This window comes from Duganella sp. LjRoot269 (assembly GCF_964254095.1).
Lineage (GTDB): Bacteria > Pseudomonadota > Gammaproteobacteria > Burkholderiales > Burkholderiaceae_D > Rugamonas > Rugamonas hordei.
The window spans coordinates 2,052,748-2,066,026 of record NZ_CAXUSL020000001.1 but is presented as its reverse complement, the minus strand read 5'-3'; the positions used below and the strand labels follow the sequence as shown (position 1 = coordinate 2,066,026).

The 13,279-nt window shown below is 66.3% G+C and carries 14 protein-coding genes and 1 other RNA gene; 5 read left to right on the top strand and 10 right to left on the bottom strand.

What is annotated here, in order from left to right; genetic code table 11:
• Positions 1-187: 187 nt before the first annotated feature.
• Positions 188-548, bottom strand: a transfer-messenger RNA (tmRNA) gene (ssrA, locus tag ACSQ3S_RS09130).
• 189 nt (positions 549-737) lie between these two features.
• Entirely contained in the window at positions 738-1,409 is a 672-nt protein-coding gene (locus ACSQ3S_RS09125; RefSeq protein ID WP_436142173.1) for a hypothetical protein, read from the bottom strand.
• A 172-nt stretch (positions 1,410-1,581) separates the two neighbouring features.
• Between ACSQ3S_RS09125 and ACSQ3S_RS09120 the strand changes: the two genes are divergently transcribed.
• The 3 genes from ACSQ3S_RS09120 to ACSQ3S_RS09110 are packed head-to-tail and all read left to right on the top strand — an operon-like array spanning position 1,582 to position 2,896.
• Positions 1,582-2,226, top strand: a complete 645-nt coding sequence (locus tag ACSQ3S_RS09120) for a TetR/AcrR family transcriptional regulator (RefSeq protein WP_436142172.1) — start codon at positions 1,582-1,584, stop codon at positions 2,224-2,226.
• Between the two features lie 28 nt (positions 2,227-2,254).
• The gene (locus ACSQ3S_RS09115) at positions 2,255-2,554 is read left to right on the top strand and encodes an antibiotic biosynthesis monooxygenase family protein (protein WP_176655034.1); all 300 of its coding nucleotides are present in this window, start codon (positions 2,255-2,257) and stop codon (positions 2,552-2,554) included.
• Between the two features lie 39 nt (positions 2,555-2,593).
• Complete coding sequence (locus ACSQ3S_RS09110; protein ID WP_176655033.1) at positions 2,594-2,896, top strand: hypothetical protein; 303 nt, start codon at positions 2,594-2,596, stop codon at positions 2,894-2,896.
• An 18-nt stretch (positions 2,897-2,914) separates the two neighbouring features.
• Here ACSQ3S_RS09110 and ACSQ3S_RS09105 read toward each other — a convergent pair whose 3' ends face one another.
• From ACSQ3S_RS09105 to ACSQ3S_RS09090, 4 genes are all read right to left on the bottom strand, one after another.
• Complete coding sequence (locus ACSQ3S_RS09105) at positions 2,915-5,197, bottom strand: putative bifunctional diguanylate cyclase/phosphodiesterase (protein WP_436142171.1); 2,283 nt, start codon at positions 5,195-5,197, stop codon at positions 2,915-2,917.
• Positions 5,194-6,405: a nicotinate phosphoribosyltransferase gene (gene pncB / locus ACSQ3S_RS09100; RefSeq protein WP_436142170.1), complete on the bottom strand. Its 1,212-nt coding sequence runs from the start codon at positions 6,403-6,405 to the stop codon at positions 5,194-5,196. Before pncB ends, ACSQ3S_RS09105 begins: the two co-directional genes overlap by 4 nt.
• Positions 6,402-7,256, bottom strand: a complete 855-nt coding sequence (locus ACSQ3S_RS09095) for a cysteine hydrolase (RefSeq protein WP_176655030.1) — start codon at positions 7,254-7,256, stop codon at positions 6,402-6,404. The genes pncB and ACSQ3S_RS09095 overlap by 4 nt, the downstream gene beginning before the upstream one ends.
• Positions 7,257-7,362: 106 nt before the next feature.
• A complete protein-coding gene (locus ACSQ3S_RS09090) occupies positions 7,363-7,974 on the bottom strand; it encodes an FMN-dependent NADH-azoreductase (RefSeq protein WP_176655029.1) in 612 nt (203 codons plus the stop codon).
• Between the two features lie 126 nt (positions 7,975-8,100).
• Between ACSQ3S_RS09090 and ACSQ3S_RS09085 the strand changes: the two genes are divergently transcribed.
• Complete coding sequence (locus ACSQ3S_RS09085) at positions 8,101-9,216, top strand: LysR family transcriptional regulator (RefSeq protein WP_436142169.1); 1,116 nt, start codon at positions 8,101-8,103, stop codon at positions 9,214-9,216.
• Here the strand turns inward: ACSQ3S_RS09085 and ACSQ3S_RS09080 are convergent.
• The 4 genes from ACSQ3S_RS09080 to ACSQ3S_RS09065 form a co-directional block, all read right to left on the bottom strand.
• Positions 9,194-9,502 carry a chaperone modulator CbpM gene (locus ACSQ3S_RS09080; protein ID WP_176655027.1) on the bottom strand — a complete coding sequence of 103 codons (309 nt, stop codon included), beginning with the start codon at positions 9,500-9,502 and terminating at the stop codon, positions 9,194-9,196. The two genes, ACSQ3S_RS09085 and ACSQ3S_RS09080, sit on opposite strands and share 23 nt — an antisense overlap.
• Positions 9,503-9,533: 31 nt before the next feature.
• Positions 9,534-10,478 (bottom strand): DnaJ C-terminal domain-containing protein, encoded by a 945-nt coding sequence (locus tag ACSQ3S_RS09075; RefSeq protein WP_176655026.1) that lies wholly within the window; start codon positions 10,476-10,478, stop codon positions 9,534-9,536.
• A 67-nt stretch (positions 10,479-10,545) separates the two neighbouring features.
• A complete protein-coding gene (locus ACSQ3S_RS09070) occupies positions 10,546-10,899 on the bottom strand; it encodes a beta/gamma crystallin family protein (RefSeq protein WP_176655025.1) in 354 nt (117 codons plus the stop codon).
• Between the two features lie 50 nt (positions 10,900-10,949).
• Positions 10,950-11,654 (bottom strand): beta/gamma crystallin family protein, encoded by a 705-nt coding sequence (locus tag ACSQ3S_RS09065; RefSeq protein WP_436142168.1) that lies wholly within the window; start codon positions 11,652-11,654, stop codon positions 10,950-10,952.
• A 180-nt stretch (positions 11,655-11,834) separates the two neighbouring features.
• Between ACSQ3S_RS09065 and ACSQ3S_RS09060 the strand changes: the two genes are divergently transcribed.
• Positions 11,835-13,220 carry an MATE family efflux transporter gene (locus ACSQ3S_RS09060; RefSeq protein ID WP_436142167.1) on the top strand — a complete coding sequence of 462 codons (1,386 nt, stop codon included), beginning with the start codon at positions 11,835-11,837 and terminating at the stop codon, positions 13,218-13,220.
• The last annotated feature ends 59 nt before the right edge of the window (positions 13,221-13,279 follow it).

Below are 13,279 nucleotides of genomic sequence, written 5' to 3'. Positions count from 1 at the left end.
AGTCGGACGAATCGGAGAGGCCTTGCGCTTGCAAGCGCAAGACCGCTCCGCAGGCGCCCCGCATGCGGGGCGAATTCCCTGCTCCGCCCCGCGTCCCGCGGTTTCGATTCCCGACCAGCGCCAGCAATAGGATTAAAAACAAAGCCCCACCAGGCTTTCGCCTGGCGGGGCTTTGTTTTTAATCCAGTGGTGGAGACGGCGGGAATCGAACCCGCGTCCGCAAGCACTCCACAGACAGTTCTACATACTTAGCACTATCATTTAATTTAACCAGTACAACACGGACGTGCACGTTTTGGACTAGCGATTCACCTTAGATTTAGCGCGGATTGAAGTGACCCCTCACAGCGCGAGTCCCTGTAAATGACTCCACAGCTTTTAACGGCCCACCCCAGGGACGAGGTGTTGTGGAGCTAACAGCAATTAAGCTGCCAGTGCGTACGAGTTATCGTTTGCAGTTAAGTTTTTTCTGGGTGTATTTACGAGGTAACCAGCCCTCGGTATGCCCTGCTCTGCTTTGCAACCCACGTCGAAGCCAGGTCGTCCCCACAGAACTTCATTTTACCGCATTTCGGGCCATGCCGTACATTCCCTTGCCCACCACGTCAAACGCCCGTCATATTTGGCCGTTATGATGGCTTCAGTTCTCACATGGAACGACCATTTAGCGCCTTGTACAGGCGGCTACTACCGGCGCCGGCGGTCGGGAAATATACCGGCACCAAATTCTCTGTCACTCACACCAGGCGGGCGTACAGCCCGCCTATGCCGAGAAGCAATGTGACCAGCAAGCCCATCAGCCAACGGAACTGGACTTCGCTGTGCCGCGTGGCCTCTTTTCTGAATTCGTCCAGCTTCATATCCAGGAATCGGTAGTTGTCCCAGGTTTGTTGTCTCGCCTCGTCCAGTTTGGCATCGAGGAGTTTGTAATTGTCCCAGGTTTGCCGCCTTGCCTCCGCCAGCTTGCCTTCAGCCAGAGCAAAGTTTTTTTCCGTCTGGTTTCTAAACTCTCGTATATTCTCCGCCGTCTGCTTTCTGGTTTCTTCAAGCTTGCCCTCGATCAGCATCAGACCATCTGCGGTCTGCTTTCTAAGCTCCTGCATGTTTTCTGCCGTCTGCTTCCTGGCTTCTTCCAGCTTGGCCTCAATCAACCGCGAATACTCGACCGCCTCGCGACGGGATTGTTCGATTTTGACCTCGGTCAGCTTGAAGTTCTCTGCAGTCTCCTTGCGCAACTCGTCTATCCGGGCGGTCACCTCCCGGCGCACTTCGTCAATGCGGGCGTTGACCTCCTTGAAGCCGGCACCCATTTCCTGTCTCATCAGAGTTAGTTCAGCGTCCATATTCCCATCCTCGGCGGCACCATTGCCTGTGTCAAGCTGAGCCAACGCTGTATTGGTCGAGTTCATCCGCACACCTTACGCCTTCAACCGCGCCATCTACTGATGCGTATCAATCGCTCTTTTGAGACAATTTGTTGCAATGCAGCACAAAATGCGCTAAATGGCTGAGAATTTTGAATTTGCCCCAGACACTGCATTAAAATGATAGTCATCACCTCCCCCGCACCGGTCCTCGATCATGCCCGACGCCGCCTCTGATACCGCTCCCAGCCCGAAGAAACGCGGGCGTCCCCAGAAAGGGGAAAGCGGCGGCCTGCGCGCGGAATTGATCGAGAAATCGGCCCAGCTGTTCCGTACCAAGGGCTATGACAACACCACCGTGCGCGACATCGCCGCCGCCGCCGGCATCCAGGCCGGCAGCTGGTTCTACCACTTCAAGACCAAGCAGGACATCCTGGCCGCCATCATGGAACAGGGCATGGAGCGCTCGCTGGCCGAGATCGAAGCCATCGCCAGCCAGACGCTGCCGCCGCGCGAGATGCTGCGCCGGCTGGTCGAGGTCCACCTGCACACCCTGCTTGCGCCCGACCACCATTTCATCGCCGTGCTGCTGTACGAATGGCGCTCGCTCGACGAGCCGGCGCGCGAGCGTCTCGTCGCGCTCAAGGACCGCTACGAGGCGGTCTGGGACCGCGCGATCGCTGCACTGCATCATTCGGGCGACTGGGCCATGCCGTCGCAGTTCGACCGCCTGCTGATCTTCGGCGCGCTGAACTGGACCGTGCAGTGGTATAAACCCGGCAACGGCGCCGACGTCAAGGAATTGGCGCAACAGGCCATGCTGTTCATCCTGCGCACGCCGGCCGCGCTTGAGGCACAATAGGGGCATCCGCAGAAATTAAGGAATGCCCATGATTTATGAAATCGCCGAGCTGTACATCAAGCCCGAATCCCACGCCGCCTTCCAGGCCGCGGTCGCCGAGGCGGTGCCGGTGTTCAAGGCCGCCACCGGCTGCCTGTCGATGCGCCTGGACCGCGACATCGAGGTGCCGGATACGTATCACTTGGTGGTCGGCTGGCAGACAGTGGACAACCACATGGTCGATTTTCGCGGCAGCCCGGGGTTCCAGACTTGGCGCGGCCTGGTCGGCAACCACTTCGCCCTGCCGCCGAAAGTCGAACATTTTGAAACCGTGGTGGCCGGCTTCTGAGCCTGCCATCGACAGCGCAGTCTCACTCCGGAGGCTATCATGACCCGCACCATCCACCGTAACTTCGAGCAGGTGACGGACGCCGAAAGCGCCCGCAGCGCCCTGCTGTCGAACGGCTTTCCCATCGCCAGCGTCAAGCTGACCAAGCACACGCCGCTGCCGCCCAACGTGGCCACCAGCACCGTCGGCAACATCCTCGACTCGCTGACGCCCGGCGGCCCGGCCGCCGCCGCCCAGGCGCGCATGCGCAGCGGCGCCATGCTGACCGTCGATATCTACGATGACGACGACCGCGAAAAGGCCGACGCCATCATGAGCGGCTTCGGCGCCCATCCGGCCTAAGCCGCCCGGCCAGCCCCGTCACCCCGCCAGCGCGGTCGGTTCGTCGTCGCCGGCCGACGCCCGCTCGCGCCGCATCCAGTCGCCGGCGTCGGCCACCGTCAGCGGACGGGCATAGAAGAAGCCCTGCAGCTCGTGGCAGCCGGCGTCGCGCGCGGCGATCGCCTGCTCCAGCGTTTCGATGCCTTCGGCCACCACCTGCAGGTTCAGCGCGGCGGCCAGCTGGCAGATCGCCGTCACCACCGCCACCGCGTCCGGCGCCGGCAGCGGATCGATCAGGCCGCGGTCGATTTTCAGGGTGCTCAGCGGCAGCTTGCGCAGCATGCTCAGCGACGAGAAGCCGGTGCCGAAATCGTCCATCGCCACGTCGATGCCCAGCCCGCTCAGGTGCTGCAGCTGCTGCTGCGTGTCGTCCAGGTTGTCGATCGCCGCGCTTTCCGTGATCTCCAAGGTCAGGCAATGCGGCGGGATGCCGGTTTCCTGCAGCGTGCGCTCGACCAGTTGCAAGAAACCGCGGTTGAGCAGCTGCACCGGCGACACGTTGACCGCCACCGGCACGCAGTGGCCGATCTCGGCGCGCCAGGCGGCGATCTGGCGGCAGGCGCGCTCCAGCAGCATCGCGCCCAGCTCGCCGATCAGGCCGGTGCGCTCGGCGATGGCGATGAACTCGACCGGGCTGACCATGCCCACGTCCGGCCGCATCCAGCGCGCCAGCGCCTCGAAGCCCAGCAGCCTGCCGCTAACGGCGTCGATCTTGGGCTGGTAGTCGAGGTAGATTTCCTGGTTCTTGATGCCCTTGCGCAGCGCCTGCTCGTTTTCCAGCGCCTTGCTCGACATCAGCTCGAAGCGCTGCTCGGCCATCGCCAGCGACGTGCCCGGCGTGCGCTTGGCCTGGTACATGGCGGCGTTGGCGGCGCGCAGCAGGCCGTCGGCGTTGCCGGCGTGGTCGGGGAACACCGCCATGCCCATCGAGGCGTCGATGTAGTATTCGCTGCCGCCCACCTTGAGCCCCTGCTCGCACGCGCTCAGCAGGCGGCCGGCGATGTCGCGCGCGTTGCTGGCGTCGGGGTCGACGATGGCGAACTCGTCGCCGCCCAGGCGCATCAGCTCGGCGCGCGCGCCCAGCGCCTGCTTGACGGCGGCGGCGAAGGCCTTGAGCACCTGGTCGCCGGCCAGCTGGCCCTGGCTCTGGTTGAACAGCTTGAAGCGGTCGATGTTGACCACCACCAGCGTGCACTGCAGCGTGCCGTCGGCCAGGTAGCAGTATTCCTTGAGCCGCTGCATCAGCACCGTGCGGTTGGGCAGGCCGGTCAGCTTGTCGTGCGTGGCCTGGTGCACCAGCGCGCGGGCGCTGGCGTTGCGCTCGGTGTCGTCGGTGATCAGGATCTGCGTGGCGGCCACGCCGTCCCACTCGACCCGCCACGCCTCGAAGCGCAGCTCCAGCTCGCGGCCGCCCGCCACTTCGCGCCGGCCTTCCCAACTGGCGATATCGAGCTGCTGCGTCTGCAACAGGCCGTGGTAGTGCTGCAGCGTGTCGTCGCTGAAGCTCTCCGGCGGCAGGTCGGCAAACACCACGTAGTTGCCCAGTCCCAGCGGCATGCCGTAGATGCCGCGCACGGCGGGATTGGCGTACAGGATGCGCTTGCCGTCGGTCACCACCACGCCCTGCACCGAATGCTCGGTCAGCAGCTGGAAGCGGGCCGCCACCTTGCCGGCGTCGCGCACCGCGCCTTCCAGCGCGGACAGGCCGAACATCACGCCGATGGCCGCGCGCAGCAAGGTGGCGACCAGGATGTTGGCGGCGATGCCCTGCTCGCCGTACAGCACCACCGGCAGCTGGCCCAGGCTCAGCAGCAACAGCATCGGCCCGACCAGCCGCTCCAGCGGCTGGTCGCGCCACAGCCAGCGCGTGGCCAGCAGGCCGAGACCGGCCAGCAGCGCCATGTTGAACAGCGGCCAGGTCAGCATGCGGTAGCCGGGCGCCAGCAGCGCGACGGCGGCGCCCAGGCCGATGGCGATGGCGGCGCCGCGCGTCAGCCGGCGGCCGGTCAGGTGCAGCACGCCGGAACTGAGGAACAGCACGTTGGGTATGGCGCCGGCCACCATCAGCGGCAGGCCGACGGCGTTGAACGGCGCCGGCGCCGAGATGCGGATCAGGTAGCCGGCCGACAGCAGCGAGGCGAACAAGGTCGACCAGCCCAGGTCGCAGGTGAAGCGCTGGGCCGGATGGCGCCGCCACACCTGCAGCAGCGCCACGCCGATGATGACGAACATGCCGAAGTTGATCAGGTACAGATAAGTCATGTCTGGCCGCCGGCCGCCTGCGCCGGATGGTGGAACACCTGGCGCAGGTAGGCCAGGAAGGTCTCGTCCTTGCACACCGTCTTGCCGGGCGAGTCCGACAGCTTGGCCACCGACTGGCCGTTGCAGCACACCAGCTTCATGACGATGTTCAGCGGCACCAGGCCGACATCGTTGGTCAGGTGGGTGCCGATGCCGAAGCCGGTCATGATGCGGTCGGCGAAGTGGCGGTACAGGCGGAACGCGGTCTGCAGGTCGAGGCCGTCGGAGAACACCAGGCGCTTGGTCTTGGCGTCGATGCGCAGCGCGGCGTAGTGCGCCAGCGCCTTTTCGCCCCACACCACGGGGTCGCCCGAATCGTGGCGCAGGCCGTCGAACAGCTTGGCGAAGTACAAGTCGAAGTCGTCGAGGAAGGCGTCCATGCCGACCACGTCGGTCAGCGCGACGCCCAGGTCGCCCCGGTATTCCTGCACCCAGGCCTCGAGCGAGGCCTTCTGGAAATCGCGCAGCCGCACGCCGAAGGCCTGGAACGATTGCATGTATTCGTGCGCCATGGTGCCGATCGGCACCAGGCCGAACTTCATCGCCAGGTAGACGTTGGAGGTGCCCTTGAAATACTCGGGCACTTCGCGCGCCAGCCGCTGTACCACCTCGTCGTGCCAGGCGCCGGAATAGCGGCGGCGGGTGCCGAAGTCGGAAAACTCGAACGGGTTGCGGCAGGCCGGCTCGGCGCCGAAGGCCTTCAGCGCGGCGATCTTGGCGCCCAGCCGCGCGCGTCCCTCGGCCAGCGCGGCGGCCGCGTCGAAGCGGCGGAAGTACAGCTCGTTGACGATGTACAGCACGTAGATTTCAAAGCCCATCACGTGCACCTGGGGGCCGCTGGCGTGGATCGCCAGGGTGTCGCCGTCGGCGCGCACGGTGATGAACTTGCGCTGGAAGCGGAACACCGTCAGGAAGTCGACGAAGTCGCTCTTGATGTAGCGCAGCGAGCGCAGGTAGCTCAACTCCTCGTCGCTGAAGCTCATCGAACACAGGTGGTCGAGTTCGCGCTCGACGTCGGCCAGCAGCTCGGCCAGCGGCCAGGCCGGCGTGTTGCGGCAGACGAATTCGTACTCGGTGTGCGAGTTCGGATGGCCGTGCAGCAGCGCCTGCCACATGGTGAACTTGTACAGGTCCGTCTCCAGCAGGCTGCGGACGATGGGCTCGGTCATTGCGCTTCCTGGGCGTTGGCCAGCAGTTCGGGCAGCACGTCGGCGGCCTGCATCAGCTGCACGCCGCGCGCCTGCATCGCACGCAGGAAGGCCTGGTACTGCGGCTCGAAGCCGGCGACCGGGCTCATGCAGTCGGTCACCAGCACCAGCTTGGACAGCGGCTGGCCGCCGAAGTTGTCGGCGATGTGCTCGACCGTGGCCTTGACGCAGTGGCTGCCGGCCTCGCCGGCGATGTAGATGCGGTCGGCCCCGGCCAGGGTGGCGATGAATTTGGTGTTGAGCTGGGTGTCGGGATCGTCGGCGTCCGGCACCTCGGCCATCACGGCGGAATAGTGCTCGGTCCACGGGTTGGAGCCCTTGGCCAGCTTGGCGACGATGCCCAGCGAGGCTTCCTCCCAGGCGCCGTAGGCGGCGCGCACGTCGTCGTGCACGTTGTTGCCCCAGGTGCCGATCTCGCAGTGCACCGGCCACACCATCAACTGGTAGCGCCCGGCCGCTTCCAGCTTGTCGAGGTAGTTCAGCGCCAGCGGCAGGGCGGCCGGATGGCGCGGCAGGTATTTTTGCGCGCGCACGTCGGCCGCGCTGATGGTGGTGTAGGGCTGCACCGGCGCGCCGTCGGCGGCGATCCAGAAGGTCGGGTGGGCGATGTCGAAGCGGTGGTGCGAGTCCAGCGTGATGCTGATGGCGCTGATGCCGGCGCGGCCGCGGTTGATCAGGCCGGCCAGCCGCAGCATGTCCTGGTGCGCGCCCGGCACCGGCAGCGCCGGCACATGGGACGCGCGGTGGCTGGCCGGCAAATCGCAAAAATCGTTTTGCGGGTCGATGACCAGCAAATGCAGATTCCGTTTCATGTAAGGCTCCATGACGATGTATGCCTTCATGATACCGTAACCATCAAAAAGCCCCGCAAGCGGGGCTTTAATTACGACAAATACTGTTGCTTACAGGCGCTAGGCATCACACGGCGATCGCGGCGATCGAGGTGCGGCTCTTGGCGATGGCGGCGGCCACCGCTTCTTCGCCCATGGCCACGCCTTCGGCGACGATGAAGGTGACGTCGGTCATGCCGAGGAAGCCCAGCACCGAGCGCAGGTAGGTGGTCACGTGGTCGTAGGCGGCGGCCGGGCCTTCGCTGTAGGCGCCGCCGCTGGCGACGAACACATAGACCTTCTTGCCGCTGACCAGGCCTTCAGGGCCGTTGGCGCCATACTTGAAGGTGCGGCCGGCGCGGGCCACGTGGTCGATCCAGGCCTTCAGGCCGGAGGTGACGGAGAAGTTGTACATCGGCGCGCCGATGACGATGGTGTCGGCGGCCAGCAGCTCGTCGACCAGCGCGTCGGAGGTCTTGATGGTGTGGGCCTGGTCGGCGTTGCGCTGCTCGGCCGGGGTGAAGTAGGCGCCCATCATCTGCTCGGTCAGGTGCGGCACGGGGTTGGCGGCCAGGTCGCGGGTGATGACGGTGCCCGACGGGTTGGCTTCCTGCCATTTTGCGACGAACTCGGCGCCCAGCTGACGCGACAGCGAGCCATTTTGACGAACACTGCTGTTGATGTGAAGTACGGTTGCCATGATGTGCTTCCTTTCAAAGAGATTGGTTGCATGCATCATAGATCGAGTTTAATATCGATGAAACGGTGTAAATTTAAATGCTACTTATCGATAATATCGATATCAAACTTTCAAGATAACCCCATCATGCGCGATCCCGGCCTCCCCTCCCTCGACCAGCTACGCGTGTTCATCGCGGTCATCGACCACGGCGGCTTCGCCCACGCGGCGCGCGCGCTGCACCGCACGCAGTCGGTCATCAGCTACACCATCGCCAACCTGGAGGAACAGCTCAACATCGAGCTGCTCGACCGCAGCAAGCGCAAGCCGGTGCTGACCGAGGCCGGCAAGGCGCTGCTGGCCGACGCCCGCGCCGTGTCGCTGAAGGTCGACGGCATGCGCGCCCGCGCCAAGGCGCTGTCGTCGGGGCTGGAGGCGGAGGTGTCGGTGGTGGTCGACGTGATGTTCTCGACCTGCAAGCTGGTGCGCATCCTGCACGCGTTCCAGAAGGAATTCCCGACCGTGTCGATGCGGCTGCGCACCGAGGCGCTGGGCGCGGTGACGCAGCTGGTGATGGAGCGCGAGTGCCATATCGGCATCAGCGGCTGGATGCCCGGCAGCCAGGACGTGGTCGAGCGCCAGAGCTGCGGCTTCGTCACGATGGTGCCGGTGGTCTCGCCCGAGCATCCGCTGGCGCAGATCGAGGGCCGGGTGCCGACCGACATCCTGCGCGAGCACATCCAGCTGGTGCTGACCGACCGCAGCACGCTGACCAAGGGCCAGGACTTCGGCGTGCTGGCCCTGCGCGACTGGCGCCTGGGCGACCTGAGCTCCAAGCACGCGCTGCTGCGCAGCGGCATCGGCTGGGGCAATATGCCGCTGGAGTTCGTGCAATGGGACCTGGACGCCGGCCGCCTGGTGCAGCTCGACATCGCCGAGGGCAATTCGTTCAGCTTCCCGCTGTACGTGATACGGCGCGGCGACGAGGAGCCGGGGCCGGCCACGCGCTGGCTGATGCAGCAATTCCTCGAGCTGGAGCAGCCTGGCGTGGCGCTGCCCAATCACGACGCCCGCCCGCAGCCGGTGCCCGGCGCGCCCAGCGTCGCCTACCACCCGCCCGGCGGGCACAAGCCGGCCGGCGCGCCGTCGGACAAGGCGGGCAAGGCGGATAAGCCGGGCAAGGCCGCGCGGCCGCGGCCGCCGATGGCCGAGCTGCAGGCCGGCGCCAGCGCGCCGTCGCCTATTTCACTCCGGCGGCGCTGAGCTTGCCGCGCAGGCGGCGGATTTCTTCCGACAAGTCGACCACCAGCGCGGCGACGTCGTCGTTGGCCTCGAAGTCGCGCTCGATCTGGCACAGCCGGCGCGCGCGCACCAGGTCGGCGCTGGTGAAGCGCCAGCCGGCCGTGCTGTCGGGCGCGTCGTCCAGCAGGATGCCGGTGCGCACCCGCTGCACCACCCAGTCCGGCTCGACGGCGCAGGCTTGCGCCAGTTCATCGAGCGTCAGCGCGGCCTCGTCGACCAGCACCGCGGTTACTATTGCCTGTCCCATCGCTCGTCCTCCATGACTTGTCCTCCATCGTTCATCCTGCCGCGCGCGGGTTGAACGCCAGCTCGCGCGCCATCGTTCGATACACTTCGCGGGCCTGTTCGGTGTTGGCCGGCGGCAGCACCACTTCCAGCAGCAGGTACAGGTCGCCGGCCTCCTTGCCGGGAATGCCGCGCCCGCGCAGGCGCAGCTTGCGCCCGCTCTGCGAGCCGGCCGGCACCGTCACGGTGACCTTGCCCGACGGCGTGCCGACCTCGATCTCGCCGCCCAGCGCCAGCTCCCACGGCGCCACCGGCACCGTTTCGTAGACGTCGCGCCCGTCGATGCGGTAGCGCGCGTTGGGGCGGAACTGGATTTCCAGATACAAGTCGCCCGGCCCGGCCGCGCCCGGCTGGCCCTGGCCGCTCAGGCGCAGCTGCTGGCCGGCCGTCACGCCCTTGGGAATGTTGACGCTGAGGTTGCGCTCGCGCGTGACGATGCGGTCGTGGGCGTCGCGTTCGGCCACCATCAGGCTGATGGTGCGGGTGGCGCCGGTGTAGCTGTCGCCCAGGTCGATGGCGATGCTGGCGTGGCTGTCCTCGCCGCGCCGCGGCGCCTGCTGGCGCCGGCGGCCGCCGCCGCCCAGGTTGGCGAACAGGTCGGCGAAGAAGTCGCTGCCCATGGCGTCGCCGCCGAAGCCGCCCGGGCCGGCGCCGGCGCCGCCATTGCCGAAGCCGCGGCCCCAGTCCGGCGGCGGGCGGAATTCCTGGCCGGCGCGGTACTGGTGGCCGCGCCCGAGCTCGTCGTAGGCGGCGCGCTTTTCGGCGTCGCCCAGCACGCCGTAGGCCTCGTTCAGCTCCTGGGTTTTCTTTTGCGCATCCGCTTCCTTGCTGACGTCCGGATGGTATTTCCGGACCAGCTTGCGGTAGGCTTTCTTGATCTCTTCCTCGGTGGCCGTCTTCGGCACGCCCAGGGTCTGGTAGTAATCCTTGTATTCCACGTCGCGCGCTCCCGTAGTTCGTCCAGCACAGTCTACCGAAAAACGCGGCGCACCGTCGTGCGCCAGCTCACTTGCGGCCGGGCTTGTCCTTGTCGGCCTGCTGGGCGTCGCGGTTCGGCTCCAGCTCGCGCACCGACGACATCATGTCGTTGAAGTTCTTCAGCTCGGCGTATTCGCCCTTTTCCAGCACCAGGCACTTGCCCTTGTAATGCTTGCTTTCGCACACTTCCCAGGTGCCGCTGTGCACCACCACGCTGGAGGTGCGGTCGTTGAAGCCCAGCTTGTCCAGGTCCGGCTCCGAGCCGTGCAGCTGCAGCGCCGGGCCGCCGAAGTGGTCGCGCGTGTACAGCGTGATATCGCCGGCCTGCGCCGCCGGGACGGCGGCGGCGCTCAGCAGGATGGTGCACAGCAGGGTCTTCATGACGGTCGTCTCCGCGGCGGGGGTGTGGCCCGAATGATAACGCATGCGCGTCAGCGCAGGCGGCGCAGCGACGAGATGCGGTCGTTCATATTGTCCAGCTGCTCGTAGCGGCCCGGCTCGAGCACGATGCAGCGGCCGCCGAAATCGGCATGCTCGCACAGCTGCCAGCGGCCTTCGTTGACGATGATGGAGCCGGTCTGGTCGTTGAAATCGTAGTCGGTCAGCGTGCGCACGACGTCGTTGTGCAGCTCGACCTTGGCGCCGCTGAAGCCGGCGTGCGAGTACAGGATGATGGGTTCACCGCGGCGGCCGTAGCCACGGTCGTCGTCGCGCCAGCCATGGCGCCCGTCGCGCTCGCCGCCGCGGTAGTCACGGTTATCGCCGCGGTTGTCACGGTCGTCGCGGCCGTCCCGGTAATCGCGGCCGCGGCCGGCAACCTCGCGCGCCGACGACACCTGGTCGTTGAAGCCTTCCAGCACCGGGTACTCGCCGCGCTCGAGGACCACGCAGCGGCCGCGGAAATCGGCGTGCTCGCACAGTTCCCAGGCGCCGGAGCGCACCACCACGCTGGAGGTGCGGTCGTTGAAGCCCAGCGGCACCAGGTCCGGCGTGGTGTTGCGCAAGGTGACCGAGGCGCCGCCGAAGTTGGCGTGGGTGTACAGGGTGATCTCGCCCGCCTGGGCGCCGGCGGCAAACAGCAGCGGGGCGGCCAGCATCAGGGCGGCGGAAGTCAGGCGGTGCAATAAGGTTTTCATTTGGAATACCGATGTTAGTTGTTGTTCAGCCATAACGTGCGGGCCGGCCGTTGCGACGACGGCCGAATTTTACTAAATTGCAAGCAATTGTAATCGAGCGCGAAATCGAACACGATGCGGCGGCGGCCTCGGCGCGGTAAAATCGCCGGCCCGACGCCACCGCCATCGTTCGCCATCCTTATGCCGCATACCATCAAACCCGCCAACATCCGCCTCGAAGCCGCCGCCCTGTGGCGCCTGGCGTGGCCGATGCTGGTCGGCCAGCTGGCCACCGTCGGCATGGGCGTGGCCGACGTGGCCATGACCGGCCACGCCAGCGCCGACGAGCTGGGCGCGGTGTCGCTGGGGGCGTCGATCTGGTCCATCATCCTGGTCACCGTCAGCGGCACCATGATGGCGATTAACAGCGTGGTCGCCCACGACGTCGGCGCCGGCGCGCTGGCGCGCGTGCCGCACGTGGTGCGCCAGTCGCTGTGGAAGGCGCTGGGCGTGGGTGTGGTGGCCATGCTCTTGGCCAACCTGGCCACGCTGCTGTTCGACCACCTGTACCTGACGCCGTACGTGCACCGGCAAGCCTCGCTGTTCGTGCACGTGATCAGCATCGGCCTGCCGCCGTACGCCGCCTGCCGCACGCTGTACGGCTACAGCACCAGCATCAACCAGACCAAGCCGATGATGGTCATCGCGCTGCTGGGCCTGGGCTTCAACATCGTCGTCAACTGGCTGCTGATCTTCGGCCACTGGGGCCTGCCGGCGCTGGGCGGGGTCGGCTGCGCGGTGGCGACCGGCCTGTGCATGTGGCTGATGCTGGGCGCCATGCTGGTGTGGATGCGCCTGGCGCCGGCCTACCGCGCCACGTGGCCGTTCACCCACTGGGAATGGCCGCACTGGCCGGAGATCCGCGCCATGCTCAAGCTGGGCCTGCCGATCGGCGTCACCTATTTCGCCGAGGTCAGCGCGTTCGGCGCGGTCAGCCTGCTGGTGGCGCGCTACGGCGTGGTGCAGATCGCCGCGCACCAGATCGCGCTGAACTTCACCTCGCTGGTGTTCATGGTGCCGCTGAGCTTTGGCATCGCGCTGATCACCCGCGTCGGCCAGTCGGTCGGCGAAGGCGATCCGCGCAAGGCGCGCTTCGTGGCCTGGGTCGGCGTGTGGATGTCGCTGGCGTTCGGCGTGCTGTCGGCGCTGTTCATCGTCGTGTTCCGCCAGCAGATCGCCGCCGCCTACACGTCGGACGCGGCGGTGCAGGCCGTGTGCGTGCGGCTGCTGCTGTTTGCCGCGCTGTTCCAGCTGTCGGACGCCACCCAGGTGGCGACCTCGTGCGCGATCCGCGGCTACAAGGTCACGCGCCAGCCGATGCAGATCCAGCTGCTGGCGTTCTGGGGCTTCGCGCTGCCGCTGGGCTGCTGGCTGGGGCTGGCGCCGCAATGGCTACCGTGGACGCCGGCCGCGCCGATGGCGGCGGCCGGCTTCTGGATCGGGCTGGTGATCGGCCTGACGGTGGCGGCCGTGCTGCTGAGCTGGGCCTTGCAGCGGCTGGCGCGCCAGCGCGTGGCGGCGGGCTAGAAACATAGCGATACATTACGCCGAAGGAAAAACGGTTTTCCATAGCGCATTCAGAATAT